The organism is Nocardia sp. NPDC051981 (assembly GCF_040680715.1).
Lineage (GTDB): Bacteria > Actinomycetota > Actinomycetes > Mycobacteriales > Mycobacteriaceae > Nocardia.
The window spans coordinates 24,460-42,859 of record NZ_JBFAXK010000037.1 but is presented as its reverse complement, the minus strand read 5'-3'; the positions used below and the strand labels follow the sequence as shown (position 1 = coordinate 42,859).

The 18,400-nt window shown below is 66.8% G+C and carries 22 protein-coding genes; 8 read left to right on the top strand and 14 right to left on the bottom strand.

The genetic code is table 11. The features are described from left to right. Window positions 1-2: 2 nt before the first annotated feature. The 10 genes from AB0L60_RS38525 to AB0L60_RS38480 form a co-directional block, all read right to left on the bottom strand. On the bottom strand, window positions 3-974 hold the full coding sequence (locus tag AB0L60_RS38525) for a nitronate monooxygenase (RefSeq protein WP_364624723.1): 972 nt from the start codon (window positions 972-974) through the stop codon (window positions 3-5). A 17-nt stretch (window positions 975-991) separates the two neighbouring features. Beyond that, a complete protein-coding gene (locus AB0L60_RS38520) occupies window positions 992-2,149 on the bottom strand; it encodes an FAD-dependent oxidoreductase (RefSeq protein WP_364624721.1) in 1,158 nt (385 codons plus the stop codon). After that, entirely contained in the window at window positions 2,146-2,964 is an 819-nt protein-coding gene (locus AB0L60_RS38515) for an SDR family NAD(P)-dependent oxidoreductase (protein ID WP_364624719.1), read from the bottom strand. Before AB0L60_RS38515 ends, AB0L60_RS38520 begins: the two co-directional genes overlap by 4 nt. Window positions 2,965-2,977: 13 nt before the next feature. Beyond that, window positions 2,978-3,517: a 3-phenylpropionate/cinnamic acid dioxygenase subunit beta gene (locus AB0L60_RS38510; RefSeq protein ID WP_364624717.1), complete on the bottom strand. Its 540-nt coding sequence runs from the start codon at window positions 3,515-3,517 to the stop codon at window positions 2,978-2,980. Continuing rightward, complete coding sequence (locus tag AB0L60_RS38505) at window positions 3,501-4,826, bottom strand: SRPBCC family protein (RefSeq protein ID WP_364624715.1); 1,326 nt, start codon at window positions 4,824-4,826, stop codon at window positions 3,501-3,503. The genes AB0L60_RS38510 and AB0L60_RS38505 overlap by 17 nt, the downstream gene beginning before the upstream one ends. Continuing rightward, window positions 4,823-5,173, bottom strand: coding sequence for a non-heme iron oxygenase ferredoxin subunit (locus tag AB0L60_RS38500; protein WP_364624712.1), 351 nt, complete (start codon window positions 5,171-5,173; stop codon window positions 4,823-4,825). Before AB0L60_RS38500 ends, AB0L60_RS38505 begins: the two co-directional genes overlap by 4 nt. Continuing rightward, window positions 5,170-6,018: a hypothetical protein gene (locus AB0L60_RS38495; RefSeq protein ID WP_364624710.1), complete on the bottom strand. Its 849-nt coding sequence runs from the start codon at window positions 6,016-6,018 to the stop codon at window positions 5,170-5,172. The genes AB0L60_RS38500 and AB0L60_RS38495 overlap by 4 nt, the downstream gene beginning before the upstream one ends. Next, window positions 6,011-6,301, bottom strand: coding sequence for a hypothetical protein (locus AB0L60_RS38490; RefSeq protein ID WP_364624708.1), 291 nt, complete (start codon window positions 6,299-6,301; stop codon window positions 6,011-6,013). Before AB0L60_RS38490 ends, AB0L60_RS38495 begins: the two co-directional genes overlap by 8 nt. Beyond that, window positions 6,298-7,140, bottom strand: coding sequence for an alpha/beta hydrolase (locus AB0L60_RS38485; RefSeq protein WP_364624706.1), 843 nt, complete (start codon window positions 7,138-7,140; stop codon window positions 6,298-6,300). The genes AB0L60_RS38490 and AB0L60_RS38485 overlap by 4 nt, the downstream gene beginning before the upstream one ends. A gap of 96 nt (window positions 7,141-7,236) precedes the next feature. Next, window positions 7,237-8,004 (bottom strand): IclR family transcriptional regulator, encoded by a 768-nt coding sequence (locus AB0L60_RS38480; protein ID WP_364624704.1) that lies wholly within the window; start codon window positions 8,002-8,004, stop codon window positions 7,237-7,239. A 115-nt stretch (window positions 8,005-8,119) separates the two neighbouring features. Here AB0L60_RS38480 and AB0L60_RS38475 point away from each other — a divergent pair, with 115 nt between their 5' ends. The 4 genes from AB0L60_RS38475 (at window position 8,120) to AB0L60_RS38460 (ending at window position 11,613) form a co-directional block, all read left to right on the top strand. After that, window positions 8,120-8,911, top strand: a complete 792-nt coding sequence (locus AB0L60_RS38475; protein WP_364624702.1) for a fumarylacetoacetate hydrolase family protein — start codon at window positions 8,120-8,122, stop codon at window positions 8,909-8,911. 23 nt (window positions 8,912-8,934) lie between these two features. Beyond that, entirely contained in the window at window positions 8,935-9,888 is a 954-nt protein-coding gene (locus AB0L60_RS38470; RefSeq protein WP_364624793.1) for an acetaldehyde dehydrogenase (acetylating), read from the top strand. Further along, the gene (dmpG, locus tag AB0L60_RS38465; protein WP_364624700.1) at window positions 9,885-10,907 is read left to right on the top strand and encodes a 4-hydroxy-2-oxovalerate aldolase; all 1,023 of its coding nucleotides are present in this window, start codon (window positions 9,885-9,887) and stop codon (window positions 10,905-10,907) included. The genes AB0L60_RS38470 and dmpG overlap by 4 nt, the downstream gene beginning before the upstream one ends. A 283-nt stretch (window positions 10,908-11,190) precedes the next feature. Beyond that, window positions 11,191-11,613, top strand: a complete 423-nt coding sequence (locus AB0L60_RS38460; RefSeq protein ID WP_364624698.1) for a DUF6463 family protein — start codon at window positions 11,191-11,193, stop codon at window positions 11,611-11,613. Between the two features lie 242 nt (window positions 11,614-11,855). Here AB0L60_RS38460 and AB0L60_RS38455 read toward each other — a convergent pair whose 3' ends face one another. Continuing rightward, entirely contained in the window at window positions 11,856-12,689 is an 834-nt protein-coding gene (locus tag AB0L60_RS38455; RefSeq protein WP_364624696.1) for a hypothetical protein, read from the bottom strand. Here AB0L60_RS38455 and AB0L60_RS38450 point away from each other — a divergent pair. Beyond that, the gene (locus AB0L60_RS38450; RefSeq protein WP_364624694.1) at window positions 12,663-13,013 is read left to right on the top strand and encodes a hypothetical protein; all 351 of its coding nucleotides are present in this window, start codon (window positions 12,663-12,665) and stop codon (window positions 13,011-13,013) included. The two genes, AB0L60_RS38455 and AB0L60_RS38450, sit on opposite strands and share 27 nt — an antisense overlap. 350 nt (window positions 13,014-13,363) lie before the next feature. Next, entirely contained in the window at window positions 13,364-13,894 is a 531-nt protein-coding gene (locus AB0L60_RS38445; RefSeq protein ID WP_364624692.1) for a hypothetical protein, read from the top strand. On the opposite strand, the gene AB0L60_RS38440 is transcribed toward AB0L60_RS38445, so the two are convergent. The 3 genes from AB0L60_RS38440 to AB0L60_RS38430 form a co-directional block, all read right to left on the bottom strand. Next, on the bottom strand, window positions 13,867-14,715 hold the full coding sequence (locus AB0L60_RS38440; protein ID WP_364624690.1) for a ParA family protein: 849 nt from the start codon (window positions 14,713-14,715) through the stop codon (window positions 13,867-13,869). The genes AB0L60_RS38445 and AB0L60_RS38440 overlap by 28 nt on opposite strands. A gap of 240 nt (window positions 14,716-14,955) precedes the next feature. After that, a complete protein-coding gene (locus tag AB0L60_RS38435) occupies window positions 14,956-16,023 on the bottom strand; it encodes an alcohol dehydrogenase catalytic domain-containing protein (RefSeq protein WP_364624688.1) in 1,068 nt (355 codons plus the stop codon). Window positions 16,024-16,027: 4 nt separating this feature from the next. Continuing rightward, window positions 16,028-17,212: an LLM class flavin-dependent oxidoreductase gene (locus AB0L60_RS38430; protein WP_364624686.1), complete on the bottom strand. Its 1,185-nt coding sequence runs from the start codon at window positions 17,210-17,212 to the stop codon at window positions 16,028-16,030. Between the two features lie 241 nt (window positions 17,213-17,453). Between AB0L60_RS38430 and AB0L60_RS38425 the strand changes: the two genes are divergently transcribed. Together AB0L60_RS38425 and AB0L60_RS38420 are read left to right on the top strand one after the other, a co-directional pair. After that, window positions 17,454-18,101, top strand: coding sequence for a TetR/AcrR family transcriptional regulator (locus AB0L60_RS38425; protein WP_364624684.1), 648 nt, complete (start codon window positions 17,454-17,456; stop codon window positions 18,099-18,101). A 70-nt stretch (window positions 18,102-18,171) separates the two neighbouring features. Then, the gene (locus AB0L60_RS38420) at window positions 18,172-18,384 is read left to right on the top strand and encodes a hypothetical protein (RefSeq protein ID WP_364624682.1); all 213 of its coding nucleotides are present in this window, start codon (window positions 18,172-18,174) and stop codon (window positions 18,382-18,384) included. Window positions 18,385-18,400: the final 16 nt, after the last annotated feature.

Sequence of the window (18,400 nt, the reverse complement as noted above, 5' to 3'; positions counted from 1 at the left end):
GATCAATCGGGATTGTTCGCGACGGACTGCGCGAGTTCGGGAATCACGTCCGCTCTGACGCCTGCCAGTGCCGTGTCATATTCGGCGCCGAGCGCGGCCACGACCTCGGCCACGGATTCCGGACCGCGGACCGCGCCTACGCTTTCCCCGGCCGACCACACATCCCGCCAGGCCTTGGAATCGGCGATCGCGCCGGAGAAGTCGATGCCGGTCGGGCCGCCGGTCACCGCCCGGTGCCGGTTCAGGCTCTCGGTGAGCCAGTTCGCGGCGACCCCGGTCACGCTGTCGGAGGTGATGATGTCCGCGATCGTCGCGTCGATCACCATCCGCCGGTGTCCCTCGGCCGCGCGGCTCTCCGTGGTCGCGAGCAGCCGGGTGCCGATGGTGACGATGTCGGCGCCGAGGACGCGCATGGCGAGAATGCCCGCGCCGGAAGACACCGCGCCGCCGGCGATCAGCGGTCCGTCCCAGAATTCGCGGATCGCGGCGATCAGCGAAAAGGGGCTGTACTTCCCGGTGTGTCCCCCGGCCCCCGAGCAGACGGCGGCCAGACCGTCAGCGCCTGCGGCAATGGCGCGCCGGGCCTGTTCGGGCGTGCTGATATCGGCGAAAACCAATCCGCCCCAGCGATGGACGGCGTCGAGGGCACGCTGGGGAGTCCCGAGCGCGGTGATCACCAGAGCCGGCGCGGCCTCGTGCAGCAAGGCCAGTTCGGCATCGAGCCGGTCATAGGTGCGGTGCACGATGAGATTGACACCCCACGCTCCCCCACCGGCTCCGGCGGTGATGCCCTCGAGCATGGCGCCCAGATCATCGATGGTGCGCGCGTTGGCGGCGGGAAATGTACCGATGATTCCGGAACACGCCGCGGCGGTGACCATCTCGGTGCCTGACACCAGAAACATCGGGGCCGCCATCACCGGGATCCGCAGCGACGCGACGAGGTCGGCGAATTGCCGATTGCCGGATTCCATGTTCCTCTTCCGATTTGTCATTGCGCTGCACCGATTTCCGGTCGATCCGCCGCTTGCAGCGCCGCGCGGGCACGACGCAGGAGATGCGGCGCGTCGAGGGCCAGCACGGCCGTCGGCCGCCCGCCGCGGGTCCAAGTCACCGCCCGTCCGGAGCGGGTATCCGAACGGATCTCGGCCGGATCCGCCTGGCCGTGGCGGCCGATGTAGTGCAGGCTGTGGCCGAGCTGGTGTGACCAGAAGTAGGGCAGCGGATCGTAGGTTTCGTTGGCGCCGAGGATGTTCCGGGCTGCGATCTGCGCGGAGTCGGCCGCGTGGTGCCAATGTTCGAGATGCATCGCGCATCCGTAGCGGGCCGAGGGCCAGGCGATCGCGTCGCCCGCCGCGTAGACGCCGGGCAGGCCGGTGCGCAGGTGCTCGTCCGCGGTGATGAACCCTGCCGGATCCAGGCCGATCGGTGAACCGTGCAGCCACGCTGTCGCCGGTGCCCCGCCGATCGCGGCGACCACCAGATCGGCGGCGCGACGGCTGGAATCGCTGAGTAGCACTCCGGCGGGAGTGGTTTCGAGGACCTGGACCCCGGTCGTGAGCCGGATGCCGCAGTCGTCGTACCACCCTCGGATCTCGTCGAGCACCGAATCGGGCACGGCGGCCAGGGCCGGGCCGAAGTCGGGGCCGATGACCGAGACCTGGCAGCCGGCAGCCGCGGCGGCCGTGGCCACCTCGGCCCCGATCAAGCCCGCGCCGACGATCAGCACTCTGCGGCCTGCGGTGAGTTCGGTACGCAGCCCAACGGCGTCCTCGAGGCTCCGCAGGACCTGGGCCGTCGGTGCGCCGCCCCCGCTCGGCAGTCGGCGCGCCCGCAGGCCGGGGGCGAGCACAGCGGCATCGAACGGGAATCCTCCTGCTGTGGTGAGGATTTCACGCGGTCGGATGCCGATCGCGACAGTTGCGGTGTGCAGTTCGATTTCGAGATCGGCGAGGTGGGGGCTCAGTGTGGGCTGAATCGGCTGTCCCGCCAACAGTTCCTTAGACAGCGGCGGACGATCGTAGGGGTCGCTCGACTCCTGTGTGATCACCGTGAGCCGACCTTGGAAGCCGTACGAGCGCAATGTCACTGCCGCGGTGTGCCCGGCCAGACCGCCGCCCACCACGACCACGCTGTCCGGCCGCGTCACGGTTTGGCCTCGCCGGTCGAGCGTGCGGCCCGCCGCCCGCGCACTTCCAATCCGCCGTCGCTGGGAAGGACCGCGCCGGTGACGAATCCGGTGTCGGCCGGGCAGGCCAGCGCGACGTAGAGACCGGTGTGGTGTTCGGGCTCGCTGACGAATCCGAGCGGGATCGTCTTGGCGATGCTGTCGAGCAGCTGGGTCTCCTTGCGCAGGTGACGGTCTCCGCCGAGACCGGTCACGCCGGTCAGTCCCGTGCGGGTGGCCCCGGGCGCGATGCCGTTGACTCGCACGTCGGGCGCGAATTCGTAGGCGAGTTGCCGGACCAGCCCGACCACCGCGTGCTTGGACGCCACATACAGTGCGCCGCCGCCACCGGCGTAGGTTCCGCTCGAGGAACTGGTGAGGATGATCGAGCCCCGGCCGCGACGCAGTGCGGAGCTCGCCGCCCGGACGCCGAGCAGATAGCCAAGTACATTGGTGGCGAAGAGTTCGTGGAAATTGCCGGGCAGCTGTGTGAGTTCCAGGTCGTCGAGCTTCGCGCCGTAGTCGTACACGCCGACATTGCCGACATAAACATCCAGCCGCCCGAACATGTCGAGCGCGCATCTGGTGGCCGTGAGGTGTGTCGCGGGATCGCGGACATCGCCGACGACGGCGGCAACCGGCCCGGTGTAGGCGTCCTCGATCCCTTTCGCTAGCTCTTTGTCCCGTTCCAGCACAACCACTTTCGCGCCCTCGCGCACATACCGTTCGACCACGGCGCGCCCGATGCCGTCACCGCCACCGGTAACGAGGGCGACCCGCCCTTCCAGTCGACCCATCAGAAATGTCCCATCAGAAGAAGGTGTTGATGTTCTTGGCGGGTAGCGTCGCGTGGCTCAGCACGACCTTGCGCGCCGCGATGCGCAGCCGCCCGTCCACCCATCGCAAGCGATCGATCCGCCTGCCGTAGAGCACCGCCGAGTCGATGCTGCCCTGACCGCGGTAGTTCACGAAGACCGAACGCACGGACAATTCCCCAGGGGTATCGCATAATTCGACCTCGATATTGGAAATGATATGCAGATGCCGGGTCGCCGGGTCCTCGGCCCATGCCGTCGGCGCTGTGAACCGGTCCACCCGGTGCCGCAGATCGGCAAGGGTGTCGTCGAAGTACGCCATGCGATGCGGAGCGTAGGTGCCCGAGCGATCGTGGCGGCCACGGTTCTCGATTCCCGGCACCCAGTAGGTCGCGTCCTCGGTGAATAATTCCAGCCATTCGGGATAGCGTTCTTCGTCGAGTAGTCGCGCTTCCCGCGCGGCGAAGGCCATTACTTCGAAATAGAGTTCGCTGTCCACGGTTTCGATCGATTTCGGGTCAGCGGTCGGTGTCATCGTGAGGCCCTTTGTCCAGGAGTTCGTCCCAGTCGGTCGAGCTCATCATCCTCGACCACTGGCGATAGAACGCTCGTTGATTGGCGTCGTTGATCTGCCCGCGGTAGACATTGCCGGGGAGTTCGGGGTGATCGACTCGGCTTTCCAGGCCGAGCCCGTAGTGCAGGGGCTGCTGCCGGGTCACGAGTCCCCGATTGCTGTGCGTCGAGCCTTCCCAGTTCTCGCCGTCGTCCATCTCGAAGACACCGGACGGCGAGAAGGTCAGCATCGCGCCCTTGCGCCAGGCGTCCTTGACCTCTTGCGGCGCATTGCGATTCACCAGCACCCAGGTGCGCAGCTCGGTCTTGTGCGGACCGAGCGGCTGCCAGGTGCGGAAGGTGTTCTGGCCGGGCAGGAATGAGAAGTTGGGGAAGACGTTGGCCGAGCCGACCGAGCCCACCATCTTCGCCCGGGTCGCGCCGAGCCGCGCCTCGAACGCGCCGCGCTGCTCGCGCAGGTAATTCATGATGCGTCTGTCCCCGAGCGTGGCCGCATTGCCGACGCCGTCGAGGTTGAATTCCCAGCAGTGGCCGTTGATATTGACGTGGTAGCTCTCGTTGGCCTCGTCACCGAGCGTCGCCACCGGCCCGCCGAGCATCGCCTCGGCACCCGACGCGTGCGTCCATCCTGCGTGCAACGCGTCACCGGCGAAGTTCTCCGCGGCGATCTTCCAATTGCAGCCCAGGAGCGAGGAGATGCAGCCGCCCGCGAATTCTGTTCCGCCCGGGTCATTGTCGAGCATGACATCCAGGTAGAAGGTGAAATCCCCGAGAAACTCGGTGAGCGGCGGAGCGCTCGGGTCGAAGGTCGCGAACAGCAGGCCCTTGTAACCCTCGACCTGGGCCACCGGGGTCAAGCCGAGCCGGGCGCGATCGAAGCCGGGTTCGCGGTCGTAGGAACCGGATTCGTGCATGCCGCGCAGCGACCCGTCCAGTCCGAATGACCAGCCGTGGTAGTTGCAGACGAATCCGCGTGCGACACCGACCTCCGCCGAACATACGCGGTTGCCCCGGTGCGGGCAGCTGTTCAGGAACGCCCCCACTCGACCGTCGCGGTTGCGGACGACGATCACCTCGTCCTCACCGATACGGGTGGTGAGGAACGAACCGGTGTGCGGGAGCTGGCTTTCGTGGGCGATGAACACCCAGGCGCGAGCGAAGATGCGCTCGAGTTCGAGCTGGTAGATCTCCTGCGACCAGAAGATGTCGCGGGGCAGCCAGCCCTCGCTCAACAGTTGCGGATCGACCATCGTCGAGACTGATTTGCTCATAGTTCCTCACTTCCATTGCTATTGGTTCCGCGCACGTAGATCTGGCCGTCCTCGACTGACACCGGGAAGGTCTCGAGCGCCTGGGTGGCCGGGAAGCACAGCGGCCGGCCGGTGCGGATGTCGAATTCGGCCCAGTGCACCGGGCAGACGATCGTGTGGCCTTCCAGTTCGCCTTCCGACAGTGAGGCGGTGGCGTGAGTACAGGTGTCCGCGGTCGCGTAGATCTCGCCGTCGACGCGGTAGATCAGCAGCGGCGGCCATCCCTCCGGCGTCACGCGCACCATCTCCCGGCCGTCGAGCAGACCGACCGGCCCGACATTGCATGGCGCCGAGGTTCCGGTGGTCATGAGGGGATCCCTTCCGCGGCCCGGCTCGGGATGAGTTCGGCGAAGCCGAGACCGGTAATCCATTCCGGCACAGCTTCATAGGCGATGACATCGCCGGTGCACGGGCCGAGTGCGGCCATGGCGGCGACGAAGTTGCGGATCTCGAGGCCACCGTTGCCGCCGTGCTCGAGTATGTAGTCATCGCTGAGCGAGACGAGCGCCGCCACATCTCCGGCGGTCACGAGATCCAACACCATGCGATCGAATTGCTCGTTTACCCGGCCCATGTCGCCGGTGCCCACCCAGTGGCTGATGCCACCGCTGCCGATGACGACCACCCGCTCGTCTCCGTCCCAGCTCTCCACGGCCGCCTTCAGGTTCTGCCCGATCTGCTCGGCCCGCCGCAACGGCAGCAAGGGTTCGACGCCACAGGCCAGATAGATCGGAATCACCGGAAGTTCCGCGTCGCCGCCGATGCGGAAGTACGGGATCGCGACCGAATGATCGACGGTCAGCGAATCGGCCACCGCCCAATCGATTCCGGTGCGGTGCCCGTGGCTCACCAGATGCCGCGCCAACGCGTTGTTGTCGGGAAACTGCCGCCTGCGCATGCCGGGCAGACGCTCCAGCGGCCCGTCTACATCCCCGCTGCCGATCAGCGCCTGCGGCAGGCAGCCGGGTCCGAACAGCAGATAATGGTCGGTGCCGATAATGATCAGTGTGGTGGCGGCGAGATTGGCCACCCGCCTTGCCACCTCGGCGTACGCCTCGGTGATCCGCTCCCGGATCGCTTCCGGCGGCGCCTGCGGATCGGTGAGGACCATCGGGTCGTGCGGCACCAGGAAACCGCCCACCAGCTCAGCCATTGTTGGGTTCCTTCCGAATCGAGAGGCTATGGCCGCCTTGGAGTTCGGCCAGATAACCGGGCAGGCTGCGATCGCCGAAGGTCATCCACAGCCCCCACAGCAACATGGGGTTCGCACCGCGATCCCGCAGCGCCGGCAGGTCGATGCGGCCGACGGCCGCGCGCTCGTCCGCGTCGAGCCGGTATCGGTCGAGGAATCCGGTCGTATCCGAGGCGAAGCCCTCGCGCGCCTGTTTGCCAGCCACGATGTCGTAGAGCGCCTTGTCCAATCCCGATCGGCTCATTGCAGCCCGCCTAGGAAATCGCGTACCTCGCATAGGAATTCGCTGCGCCGCTCCAACTGCACCCAGTGGCCACACTGCGAGAACACCTTCAGGTCGGCGTTCGGGATGTGGTGTGCGGCCCGCCAGGCCAGCTCGACCGGGATCACACTGTCTTCCCTGCCGTGCAGGATGAGCGTCGGCTGGTTGATGGTGCGAAGCGACTCCTCCGGCACGCCCTTGACCGGTGTGCCCGCCGGACCCGGTTCGGGAATGAGTCGCCGGTAGGCGTCCTGTGTACCGGGACGGGCACTGGCCTCGTACCGCTCACGAACCATGTCGTCGGTGACCAGGGCCGGGTCGTACGCGAATATCTCCAGGATTCGCCGCATTTCGGCCTCGTGCGGTTCGTAATGCCAGCCCGACCGCAGCCCCTCGGTCATCTCGAAGGTGCCCACCGGGGTGCCGAGCAGGACGAGCCCGTCGACCCGCCCCGGATGCTTGAGTGTCGCGGCGAGGGCAAGCCCACCGCCGAAACTGTTGCCCAGCAACGTCACCGAAGGCAGCTCGAGCGCGTCGAGCAACTCGATCAGCTGCCGCACCCAGAGCTTGATCCCGTAAGCGGTGCCCGCGGGCCCGATCGAACCCCCGAATCCCGCGATATCGGGTGCGATCACCAGGAAATCCCGGGCGAGCTCTGGGATCAGGCTGGACCAGTTCGCCGCCGCCGAGACCCCCGGACCGGAACCGTGCAGCAGCACGACCGGCCGGCCCGACCCCCGCGTCAGGACTTTGGTCGGAATTCCTCCGGCCTCGATGACACGCGTTCGCGTGACATCGCGGTCGGCAACGCTTTGCGGCATGGACACGACCCCTTCCAAACGTTCGATTGATCAATTGATTGATTGATTGATCGAACGATAGGACCGGCCGTCACCGGTAGTCAAGAGGCGGAAGGGTCAGCGGGGGTTCAACCGCAGCCGTCGGGCGAGGGTGGACGCCACACCGATCGCGGCGGCGCGCACTGGATCAACATGTTCAGCGGGTCGAAAGCGCGAGGTGGGGCCGGTGACCGAGATTGCGGCGAGAGGTTGGTCGTCCGCGCCGAGGATGGGGGCGGCGATGCAGGCGATCCCGGCCGAGGATTCCTCGTATTCGAAGGCGACTCCCGCTCCGAGCACGCGATCCAGTTGAGCGCGCAGCAGGCCCGGTCCGACGATCGTGCGCGCAGTGCGCCGAATCAGACGGCCCGACAGAATGCGGTCGACGGTCGCCGCATCACAGTGCGCGAGCAGAACTCTCCCAATTGCCGTGCAGTACAAAGGCATTCGGCCACCGACCCGGGATGGTGCGGACACCTGCCGATGGCCGCCGATCTTGCTGACATAGACGACCTCGTCGCCATCGAGCACACCGAGGTGGACCGTCTCGCGGGTGCGGGCATACAGGTCCTGCATGAAGGGAACCGCGACCTCCAACAGCACGCGCTCGACGGACGCGCGAAGACCCAGTTCGAACAATCCCCGTCCCAGGCTGTAGCCCGCCGGAGACAGGCTGAGCAAGCGCGCGGCGACCAAGTCCTGGCACATCCGATGCACGGTGGCCTTCGGCAGCCCGGTGCGCCGGACCAGCTCCGACAGGCCGACCGCATGGTCCTCGACCTCGAACGCGTCCAGGATCAGCACGATCCGTCCCAGTACCGAGCGCGGATCCAGGCTGGAAGTCATGGGATGCCTCATTTCCTGCGACCGGTCCACTCACCGGACCGGATTTACTGCGCAAGCCGCGAGGGCCGAGGTGGACTGATCGCCGCCCTCACAGTACGGCAGAAAGGAGATTGTCATGTCATGTGTCGACGAGGCGACCGTCGCCCGCGCGGCGCGACGCCTAGCAGAGGCCGCGGCCACCCGCCGCCCGTGTCGACCGTTGCGCGATCTGATCGACGCGGACGACGTGCGCACCGCCTATCGAATCCAAAAGCACTTCAACGCCGTCCGAGTCGCCACGGGCGCCACGGTGGTCGGCCGCAAGATCGGCGCGACATCCGAAGCGGTTCAGCGGCAACTCGGCGTGGGCCAACCCGATTTCGGAGTCCTGTTCTCCGACATGGCCTTCGAACATCGCGGCGAGATTCCGATCACACAACTGTTGCAGCCCCGCGCGGAGGCCGAGATCGCTTTCCTCCTCGCCGCGGACCTGGCCGACGGCCCGCTCGACGATGCCCAATGCCGCCGGGCCGTCGGCGCGGCGGTCGCAGCGCTGGAAATCGTCGACAGCCGAATCGCCGACTGGGACATCTCGTTTGCCGACACCGTCGCCGACAATGCGTCCAGCGGTGTGTTCGTCCTCGGCGAGGAGCACCGCACCCTCGATGAGCTGGAACCGGCCGAGGTCACCATGCGTATGGAGATCGACGGCGAGGTGGTGTCGACCGGCACCGGGGCTGCCTGCCTGGGCGACCCGCTGCACGCGTTGTCGTGGCTGGCGCGAACAGCGCGCGACTTCGGCGATCCGCTGCGGGCCGGGCAGGTGATCCTGTCGGGTGCGCTGGGGCCGATGCGGCCCGTCCACGCGGGCGTGCTCGTCGATGTGCACATCCACGGACTCGGCCACGTGTCGGCGTCCTTCTCATGAAAGGTAATCCGTTGAGCGACAGTATTGTTCGCGCCAAGGTCGCGATAATCGGGTCCGGGAACATCGGCACCGACCTGATGGTCAAGCTCCTGCGACGCTCCCGGTCACTCGAACCCGCCGCCATGGTCGGCATCGATCCGCACTCCGACGGACTCGACCGTGCGGCGGCCCTCGGGGTTCCGACGACACATGAAGGGGTCGAGGGCCTGCTGCGCATGCCAGGCTTCGACGAAATCGACATCGTCTTCGACGCGACGTCGGCGAAGGCGCACGAGCACAACCACGCCCGGCTCGCACCGCTGGGCAAACGCATGATCGATCTGACTCCCGCCGCGATCGGGCCGTTCGTCGTGCCCGCGGTCAACCTGTGCGATCACCTCGACGCCCCGAACGTGAACATGGTGACCTGCGGTGGCCAGGCCACCATTCCGATCGTCGCCGCAGTCTCGCGGGTGGCGCACGTGGCGTACGCCGAGATCGTCGCCTCTATCGCGTCCCGGTCGGCGGGCCCCGGCACGCGGGCCAATATCGACGAGTTCACCGAAACCACCTCACACGCAATCGAAGTGGTGGGCGGCGCCGAGCGCGGCAAGGCGGTGATCATTCTCAATCCGGCAGAGCCGCCGCTGATCATGCGCGACACGGTCTACTGCCTGGTCGAGGCCACCGATCCCAGCAGCCACGAGCGGATCCGGGCGTCGATCGCGAACACGGTCACCGACGTCGCGGCCTACGTACCCGGCTACCGCCTCAAACAGGAGGTCCAGATCGACCCGATTCCCTCCGACCAGCCGGTGCACACCCTGTTGGCCGACGGCGCACACCGGGTGCCCACACACCGGGTCTCGGTGTTCCTGGAGGTCGAGGGCGCTGCGGATTATCTGCCCGCCTACGCCGGGAACCTCGACATCATGACCTCGGCGGCCGTCCAGGTCGCGGAGCGAATCACGCAGTCGCAGAAGGAGAATGCCCGATGAGCCCGACCAGTCTCTACATACAGGACGTCACTCTGCGCGACGGCATGCACGCGGTTCGCCACCGGATCGCACCCGAGGACGTCGGCACGATCGTGGCAGCTCTCGACGCCGCGGGTGTGGACGCCATCGAGGTCGCCCACGGTGATGGTCTCGCGGGCGGATCGGTCAACTACGGTCCCGGTTCGCACAGTGACTGGACGTGGCTCGAAGCGGCCGCCGCCAATATCCGGCGGGCTCGCCTGACCACGCTGCTGCTCCCCGGAGTCGGCACAGTCGACGATCTGCGCCGCGCCTACGATCTCGGCGTACGATCGGTGCGCATCGCCACCCATTGCACCGAGGCCGACGTTGCCGCCCAGCACATTTCGACGGCTCGCACGATGGGCATGGACGTCGCGGGCTTCCTGATGATGAGCCACATGGCTTCGGCCCCGGATCTGGCCGCGCAGGCCAAACTGATGGAAAGCTATGGCGCACACTGCGTCTACGTCACCGATTCCGGTGGTCGGCTCACCATGGACGATGTGCGCGCACGCATTAGGGCATACCGCGACGTTCTCGACCACGGGACCGAAATAGGCATTCATGCCCACGAGAACCTCTCGCTGTCGGTAGCCAACTCCGTCACCGCCGTCGAGCACGGCGCCATCCGCGTCGACGCCTCGCTCGCCGGACATGGCGCAGGTGCCGGGAATACTCCGATCGAGGCATTCATCGCGGTCGCGAATCTGCTGGAATGGCGGCACAGCTGCGACGTCTTCGCCCTGCAAGACGCGGCCGACGATCTCGTTCGCCCGCTTCAGGATCGGCCGGTCCGCGTCGACCGGGAAACACTGACTCTCGGCTATGCGGGCGTGTACTCCAGCTTCCTGCGGCACGCCGAGGCCGCCGCCGAGCGATACGACGTCGACGCGCGCACCCTGCTCATGGAGGCCGGGCGACGTGGACTGGTCGGCGGTCAAGAGGACATGCTCGTGGACATCGCCCTGACCATCGCCGGCGCGCGACGCCCGGCCTGACGTCGGACTCGGTCGGCGGTGCGCAGCAGCCGGAGCAGGATCGCGATCACCCCGATGTGGCAGGTGAGGATGCCCGCCATCGCGGTGGTCGCGGCGGCCAGATCCACATCACCGCACCCGCGACTGGCCGACCGGACCAAAACCGTAGCGGCGCAACCAAACTTGATGCACCCGGCACGCCCGCAGCGTGCTGCTTGCCACACCTCCAGTATCTATACGGAGGCGTATATCCGGGCTTAGGCTTCGAGTTGTACGGTACCGTATAACAGCCTGGAGGTTTGTCATGGAGCAGCAAAGCGGGAATCGAATGATCAAATGGGCAGGCGGCATCCTCTCGTTCATCGGTGCCGGACACCTCACTGTCGGGCTACTGCTGAGTTCGGCGTCCTTCGGGGACTGGCTGTCGTTGCAACTGTGGGGCCACTGGTGGGAGGACACCAAGTCGGCCAACGCTTTCTGGGCAAACCCAGCCGGTTTCGGCCTGCCCCTCACACTCGTCGGTTTGCTCGTGGTGTGGATGAATCGGAGGGGCGTCGTTCCGCCGGAATTCCTCGCCTGGACGGTTCTCACCTGGGGCGCCGTGTGCGCGGTGATTGTCGAGCCGACCCCGGCGCCACTGGTGGTGGCCGCCGCCATCCTGCTCCTGCGCGGCATACGCAGCACAGCCTTCGAAAATCGCTCACCGCTTCAGGTCCCCACTGCGTGATTCCGAGACCTCCACCCCCTGTCAAGAATCGAGAGCACGCCGAATACTGCTGTCAGAGGCGTTGGCGGTCATCTCCTGGACCAGTTCCACCGGGCCGCCCGCCGTCGAATACCGGCCCTGATCGTGGTTGGTATGGGGGGAGGTATCGGTCGGTTGAGCCGGGGAAGTTGATTGCCGATCGCTTGCTGTGTCGGGAAATTTGATCCACGAGTCGGCGTGTCGACACGCCGACTCGTGGGGGTCTAACGCGGTGCACGGTGGCGCCCGCCGGGCGCCCGCATTGGGGTGCCGCGTTCACGGAGCGCGTCGCGGATGGTGCTGGCGGGGAAGCCGGTGAGGCGGCTACAGCTGGCGAGTGAATGGCCGGCGAGGTAGAGCCGCTCGACGTGGTCTACGTCGTTGGTGGTCATCGATTGGAATCGGCGGGAAACGTTGCGGTTGGTGAGCAGGTTGAGGACGGCGGTCTTGGAGATTCCGTAGCGCGCCGCGAGCTGTGTGGTCGAGGTGCCGTCGCGGTACGCGTGAAGGAGTTCCTCGACCGTCGCAGGGCCGAGGCGCTGCTCGATTCTGCGAGGCTCGCGAGGACGGTCCGCCAGAGGCTTCTTGTGTCGGCGGGGGAGTGGAGACGAGGGTCCGGTGTCGATTTTGGCGCGGGTGGTTTCGAGTTTGTGCAGGTCAGCCCGTTTGGAATAACGCCCAGCCAGGTCCACCATAAGGGGCTTATTCCAACCGGCGTCCGCTCGCTGGTTCGAGTAAGCCCCTTTCTGCTTTCTGCGTGGTGGGGGACTGGTGCAGGCGCGGCCGGCTTGATGGAGGGCGGCGAACAGGTCGGTTTTCTCGTCGCTGATTGTCGGTTCGATGGTGTCCTGATGATCGTCGATGTAGAAGCGTTGGTAGAAGGTTTCGTTGAGCAGGCGGCGGACGTCGGTGCTGGCGTCGCGGTACAGGACATAAGGGTCGGCAACGAGGTCCAAGGCGTGCCGGAGCAGTCCCGCACCGATGGTGAGCTCCTCGGAGGTGTTCGTGAGCCCGGCTTCGAGGCGTTTGCGTTGGGTCTTGATGTCGATCAGCTTCATGCGGATTTTTGCTTGGGGCATCGAGCCGTCGGCGAGCAGGTCGATCAGGCGGTTTTCCTTGGCGTCGAGCTTTTTCAGTTGACGGTTGAGGCTGGCGTGCCGGTCGCGGACGGTGGTGTGTTCGTCGGCGACGACTTCTTCGAGGAGCCTTCGGGTCTCGGTGGCGTCCGCGACCAGCTGGTTACCGACAGCGCCAAGACGGGATGGGCGACAATGACGATCCCGCTGGCACTCTTCAAAGCCTTTGCGCGCGAACGCGGATGGGAAGCAGTCGCGACCAGGCGGGGAGGTGCGACGCCCACGCTAGCTCATCTGGCCACCTGAACCGTGGGCTCCTGCCCGAAATGCCTTGATATCCGCTGGAACTCCATTTTGGGTGGGTCCATTTTGGACCCACCCTCGGTTTGCAGCGCGAAGCAACCTTCGCGCTTCATTCATCCGAGGTCGCGCGAGACGACACGTCCGCAAGCAGTCCGCAGGAGCGCCGCATCCAGCCAATCGTACCAACGACACAACGCGAGATTCCGCCGCTCAGGGACCGAATCTCCTTGCTTGCCAACGGTGCCCGTCACTCGCAAACAACGAGAGCAACAGACGTCCGGTCCGCTCACCGAGCGTACTGATGATCTCGTGGCGTCGGGGCGGATATGGAAAACACCGCTATCGTGGGATCGGTGACCCGCCTTGGATTCCGCGCGTTGAAGGTGCTCCCCGCTGTGGCGCTGTGCGCGCTGGCCGTCGGCTGCGCCCAGACCCCGCACACCGCGCACTCCTCCGAGAGAGCGCGCCCCGTGCCGACCGGTTCACTCGACACGCTGGGCACCACCTCGCAGGCGGCCACGACCACCCCTGCGCCGGTGACAACCATGCCGCCGCAATCCGCCCCCGCCCAGCCCGCTTTCACCGAGGACGACGCCCGGTACACGGTCCGCCGCTACCTGTCGCGCTGGATCGGGCAGCCGCTCCAGCCCGATGACACCGAGGGCAAGTACCCCCTCGTCTGCGTGGGCTCGACCCTGGCCAACAATCCCGGAAGGCTCACCGGCACAACAGCCTTCGACGCCGACCGGATGACGGCCCGGACCGTCGACACCGGCGCGGCCGTGACCGTCCCGGTGACGAATTCCTCCGCCGTCACCACCGTGCTCACCTTCACCCTGCGCGCCGCGACCCAGGGCTACTGCATCGTGGACATCGCGAGCTGACCCATCGGCCGCCCCGAACGTTTCAGGAACTCCCGCGCAAGCGCCCGATACTGTTCCGCACCACGGGATTTGGGTGCCCACGTGGTGAGCGGTTCACCCGCGATGGTGGAGTCCGGGAACCGCACCGTCCGCGAGATCACCGTGTCGTACAGCTCCGCCTTGAACGTCTCCGCCACCCGGTCCCGCACCTGCCGGCAGTGCAGCAGCCGCGGATCGAACATGGTGACCACGATGCCCGACAGCTCGAGCCGCGGATTGAGTCGTTCACGCACCTTCTCCATGGTGTCGTTGAGCAGCGCCAGCCCGCGCAGCGAGAAGAACTCGCACTCCATGGGAATGATGACCCCGTCCGCGCAGGCGAGCGCGTTGACGGTGAGCAGGCTCAGCGACGGCTGGCAGTCGATGAGGATGTAGTCGTAGCGATCCCGGATCGGATCGAGCACCCGGCGCATCGAATGCTCTCGGCCCACCTCGTTTACGAGCTGTATCTCCGCCGCCGACAGATCGATATTGCTGGGCAGCAGATGCAGGTTCGTGACGCCGGTCTTGATCAGCACGTCGTCGATCGGCGGCGCCGACCGGCTCAGCAGGTCGTAGACGGTGAGTTCGAGATCGTGGTGTGCGACGCCCAGGGCCGCCGACAGCGCCCCCTGTGGATCGAGGTCCACCAGCAGCACGCGCAGCCCGCACTCGGCAAGCGCGGCACCCAGATTGACCGTCGAGGTGGTCTTCCCGACGCCGCCCTTCTGATTGCACAGCGCAATCACCTGGGCTTCGCCTCCGGTCGCCCCGGCCTCCTCAACAGCAATGTTTGCCGACATTTCGCCAGCCTAACCCGTCACGTGGCGGATCGGTCGGACCCGCTCCGGAGTCCTTTCGCACGTCGGCAAGCGCGGCGATCTACCAGTGATTTTCACAATCCGGGCGGTGAACCAGCATGTCGGACAATGGTGGAGCCCGACACATGCTGGTCATTAGCCCAAAAGTGGTGTGGCGAGCCGCCGGGGCAATGGACCTCGCCGCTAGCCACACCGAACCCGGATGAACCGGGCATATCACCTTCAGTGATCCGGTAGCACCAGGATCTTCACGTGCTCTTCCGGATTCCGCAGCGCCGTGAAGGCATCCGCCACTCCGTCCAGCCCGACCCGCCCGGTGATCAGCGCCTCCGCGTCGATCGCCCCGGACGCCAGCCGCTCCAGCGTGATGTCGTAGGCGTTCTCGTACGGCCCGTGCCCGAAATTGACCGCGATCCGCCGGAACTGCCCGACCACCGGAATGATCGGCTCGTCCGCGAACGGCGCCGCCAGCACCTGGATCCGCGAGTTGAACGGCATGGTCCGCATGAGCGTGCCGATAATCCCTGCGCGCCCACTGCATTCATAGGCGATGAGAATGCCCGTTCCCGACTGGCCCACCACGCTGTCACCCCGCGCGACCGCCGTCATCCACGCCTCGATCGGATCCTGCTCGTTCGGATCCACCACGATGTCCGCGCCGACGGCCCGCGCGAGCTCCCGCCGTTTGGGCGAGGGCTCCGAAGCCACCACCAGCCGCGCCCCGTGCGCCTTGGCCGCGATGATCGCGCCCAGCCCGATGGTCCCGCAGCCGATGACCAGCGCCGAATCCTCGGCGGTGAGACCGGATTGCTGCACGTGCATCTCGCCGACGTGCAGCGGTTCGGCCAGCGTCGCATGCTCGAGCGACAGCCCCTCGGGCACGTGCCGCACCCAGAACGCGTCCACCACGATGCTCTCGCCGAACGCCCCGTGATAGTCGTTCGAGTACCCGATGATCGTCGGAATGCCGGTCGCCGCCTCGGTCGCGAGCCCGATCCCCGCGACGCGGTCGCCGACCGCGAAATCCGTGACCCCGGCGCCGATTTCGGTGATGGTCCCGGCGTACTCGTGCCCGAGCACGACCGGTCGCTCGGTGTCGAAGGTGGCCAGCGGATACCCGCTGTCCGCCGCCACCTGCACGAACCGGCACGGATCCTTCGACATGGACAGATCGCTGCCGCAGATACCGCACGCGGCCACCGCGATCCGCAACTGCCCCGGTCCCAGCGCGGGCGGCTCGGCCACCTCGGCGGGGGAGAACTGCCCGTTCAGAAACTGTGTGGCGCGCATGGGATCACGCTCCCGTCGCGGCGGTCTCGCCGTAGTAGTCGGTGTGTGCCTTGGTGATCGCGGTGACCAGCTGCCCGATCAGCAGCTCCCGGTTGTCCTGCGCGTACTGCAGGCTGTCCTCGCGGCGGCGGTTGCGATTCTTGAAGTGCGGGATCACCTCCGAGGCGAACAGCTCGTAGCTGCGCTTGGTGTCCTCCCAGCTCGCCATGTCCACGTGCAGGACCAGCATGGTGCCGAACCCGCCGGTCTTCTCGATGAGCTTCTCGATGCGCGCGATCGCCTCGTCCGGCGTGCCGATGATGGCCTGCCCGAATTCGCCGAGGTTGTCATTGCGCCACTGATCGATGATGCCCTTGGGCGTGTCCGCCCACGCCGGCTGCTCGCCGGTCTGCCGGTTCACGTAGGCGGCCATCGAGCCGATGCGGCGGCTCACCGCGCGCTCGGCGTCGGCGCGGGTCTCGGCCAGGAAGATCGGATTGACCAGCCGCCACCGTGACCGGTCCGCGGTGTGCCCGTGCTCGGCGCACACCTTCTCGTAGACGCCCCAATTGCGGTCCAGCACTTCGAAACCCATGGGGGAGCTGGCCGCCAGCGACAGCAGCGACAACCCGTGGGTGCCCGCCAGCACCGAGCCGTTGGGGGAGATGGTGGAGGCGGTGGCGACCTCGATGCCGGCCGGATCGTAGGCCGGCAGCTGGGCGCGGGCGTCGCGCAGGGTGAACCAGTCGGTGGTCATGTTCACCACCTCGCCGCGCAGCAGCGCGAGGATGGCCTCGAGCGCTTCGCCCTGACGGCGGCGCTGATCCGACGGGTTGATACCCATCATGTGCGCGTCGAGCGGGATCTTGCCGGGGCCGGTGCCGAAGATCAGGCGGCCGCGGGTCTGCAGGTCGAGCTGCGTGATCCGGTCGACGGTGACCAGCGGATGGTGATAGGGCAGCGACATCACGCCGGTGCCGAAGCGCAGCCGCTCGGTGCGTTCGGCGGCCGCGGCGATGAAAACGTCGGGCGCGGGCACGATCTCGGCTCCGGTCGAGTGGTGCTCGCCCATCCACGCCTCATCGAAGCCGAGGTGGTCGAGGTGTTCCATGAGATCGATGTCGCGACGCAGCTGCAGGGCCGGGTCGGCGTCGAGGGGGTGGTACGGGGCCAGGAAGGCCCCGAATTTCATCGATTCAGCGGTCCACACGAATGGATCTCCTTCACCCAGTGCCCCGGGCTTCGTCGCCCGGTGCGGTTCCCCGAGTAAACCTGGATCAACTGATCCATAAGTTCGGCTGTCCCGGTGAGTGGTCACGATTCGAAAACGCAGGTAGTGAAGCTGATTCAACGTCGATAATGACCGCTGTGCTGTGCTGAAATCGGATTGTCGAACCAGTTCCGGGCCCCGCGATACCGGCCCCGCGCCTCCGATGTGCCAAGCTCATGCCGTGACCGTCCCCATGCAGAACCGCCAGGGCAATGCGACCCGCACCCGGCTGGTGAAAACCGCCGAGCGCCTGTTCGCCGCCCACGGCGTGGACGCGGTCTCGGTGCGCGCGGTGAACGCCGCCGCCGGCCTCGGCCCCTCCTCGGTCAACTACCACTTCGGCACCAAGGACGACCTGATCGCCGCCGTGCTGCTCGATCTCGGCGCGACCGTCCGCGACCGCATTCGCGCCAATGCCGACATGCTCGCCGCCCGCGCCGAACCGCCCACAGCGGAGACCCTGGTCCGCGCGGTCACCGAGCCCTATCGAGACCTGTTGCTGCAGCACCGGACCCGCGGCATGCGCTGGATCAAGATCGTCACTCAGCTCTCCCTGCACTCCCATCCCGCCCTCACCGCCGCCGAGCAGGACCTCCCCGATCAGCTGCACGTTCAGCTCCGCCGCGCCTTCCCCCATTCGGATCCCAGCCGTCTCGAGGCCCGCTGGGCGATCTCGCTCATGGGTTTCCTGCAGGCCTTGAGCCGCGCGGACGAATGGCATCCAGGCGCGACCCCACCTCCTGCCGAGGAACTGGCCGCCCTCTACGAGGACCAGGTCGTCTTCCTCATCGGCGGCCTCGACCGTTTGCTGGGCGGAACCGGCCGCTGAATCGCCAGTGACGCACAAGTGGACGAAACATGACATACTTCGCCCACTCCCAGCTCGAAAGCGGTTGCACATGCCCGAAGACCCCGAACTCGCCCAGGCCCGTGTCCTGGCCCGCGAGCTCCAGAGCCACGCGGACATGCTGACCCGCGAGCTGCAATACGTCTCGCGCCCCGAGGCGCAGACCCGCGCCCAGGCCGACCTGACCGCGGTCCAGCGCCAGCTCGACGGTCTGCGCCGCCGCTTCCCGGAAGTCGCCGACGCCCCGGACACCCTCGCCAGCTGAGCGCCGATTCGGCGGT

Coding starts and splice junctions, on each gene's coding strand:
- AB0L60_RS38525 (WP_364624723.1), bottom strand. CDS start 974: ATGGAATCCGGCAATCGGCAATTCGCCGACCTCGTCGCGTCGCTGCGG.
- AB0L60_RS38490 (WP_364624708.1), bottom strand. CDS start 6,301: ATGAGCCGATCGGGATTGGACAAGGCGCTCTACGACATCGTGGCTGGC.
- AB0L60_RS38475 (WP_364624702.1), top strand. CDS start 8,120: ATGTCATGTGTCGACGAGGCGACCGTCGCCCGCGCGGCGCGACGCCTA.
- AB0L60_RS38455 (WP_364624696.1), bottom strand. CDS start 12,689: ATGAAGCTGATCGACATCAAGACCCAACGCAAACGCCTCGAAGCCGGG.
- AB0L60_RS38440 (WP_364624690.1), bottom strand. CDS start 14,715: ATGTCGGCAAACATTGCTGTTGAGGAGGCCGGGGCGACCGGAGGCGAA.
- AB0L60_RS38505 (WP_364624715.1), bottom strand. CDS start 4,826: ATGAGCAAATCAGTCTCGACGATGGTCGATCCGCAACTGTTGAGCGAG.
- AB0L60_RS38480 (WP_364624704.1), bottom strand. CDS start 8,004: ATGACTTCCAGCCTGGATCCGCGCTCGGTACTGGGACGGATCGTGCTG.
- AB0L60_RS38510 (WP_364624717.1), bottom strand. CDS start 3,517: ATGACACCGACCGCTGACCCGAAATCGATCGAAACCGTGGACAGCGAA.
- AB0L60_RS38420 (WP_364624682.1), top strand. CDS start 18,172: ATGCCCGAAGACCCCGAACTCGCCCAGGCCCGTGTCCTGGCCCGCGAG.
- AB0L60_RS38515 (WP_364624719.1), bottom strand. CDS start 2,964: ATGGGTCGACTGGAAGGGCGGGTCGCCCTCGTTACCGGTGGCGGTGAC.
- AB0L60_RS38460 (WP_364624698.1), top strand. CDS start 11,191: ATGGAGCAGCAAAGCGGGAATCGAATGATCAAATGGGCAGGCGGCATC.
- AB0L60_RS38500 (WP_364624712.1), bottom strand. CDS start 5,173: ATGACCACCGGAACCTCGGCGCCATGCAATGTCGGGCCGGTCGGTCTG.
- AB0L60_RS38435 (WP_364624688.1), bottom strand. CDS start 16,023: ATGCGCGCCACACAGTTTCTGAACGGGCAGTTCTCCCCCGCCGAGGTG.
- dmpG (WP_364624700.1), top strand. CDS start 9,885: ATGAGCCCGACCAGTCTCTACATACAGGACGTCACTCTGCGCGACGGC.
- AB0L60_RS38495 (WP_364624710.1), bottom strand. CDS start 6,018: ATGGCTGAGCTGGTGGGCGGTTTCCTGGTGCCGCACGACCCGATGGTC.
- AB0L60_RS38485 (WP_364624706.1), bottom strand. CDS start 7,140: ATGCCGCAAAGCGTTGCCGACCGCGATGTCACGCGAACGCGTGTCATC.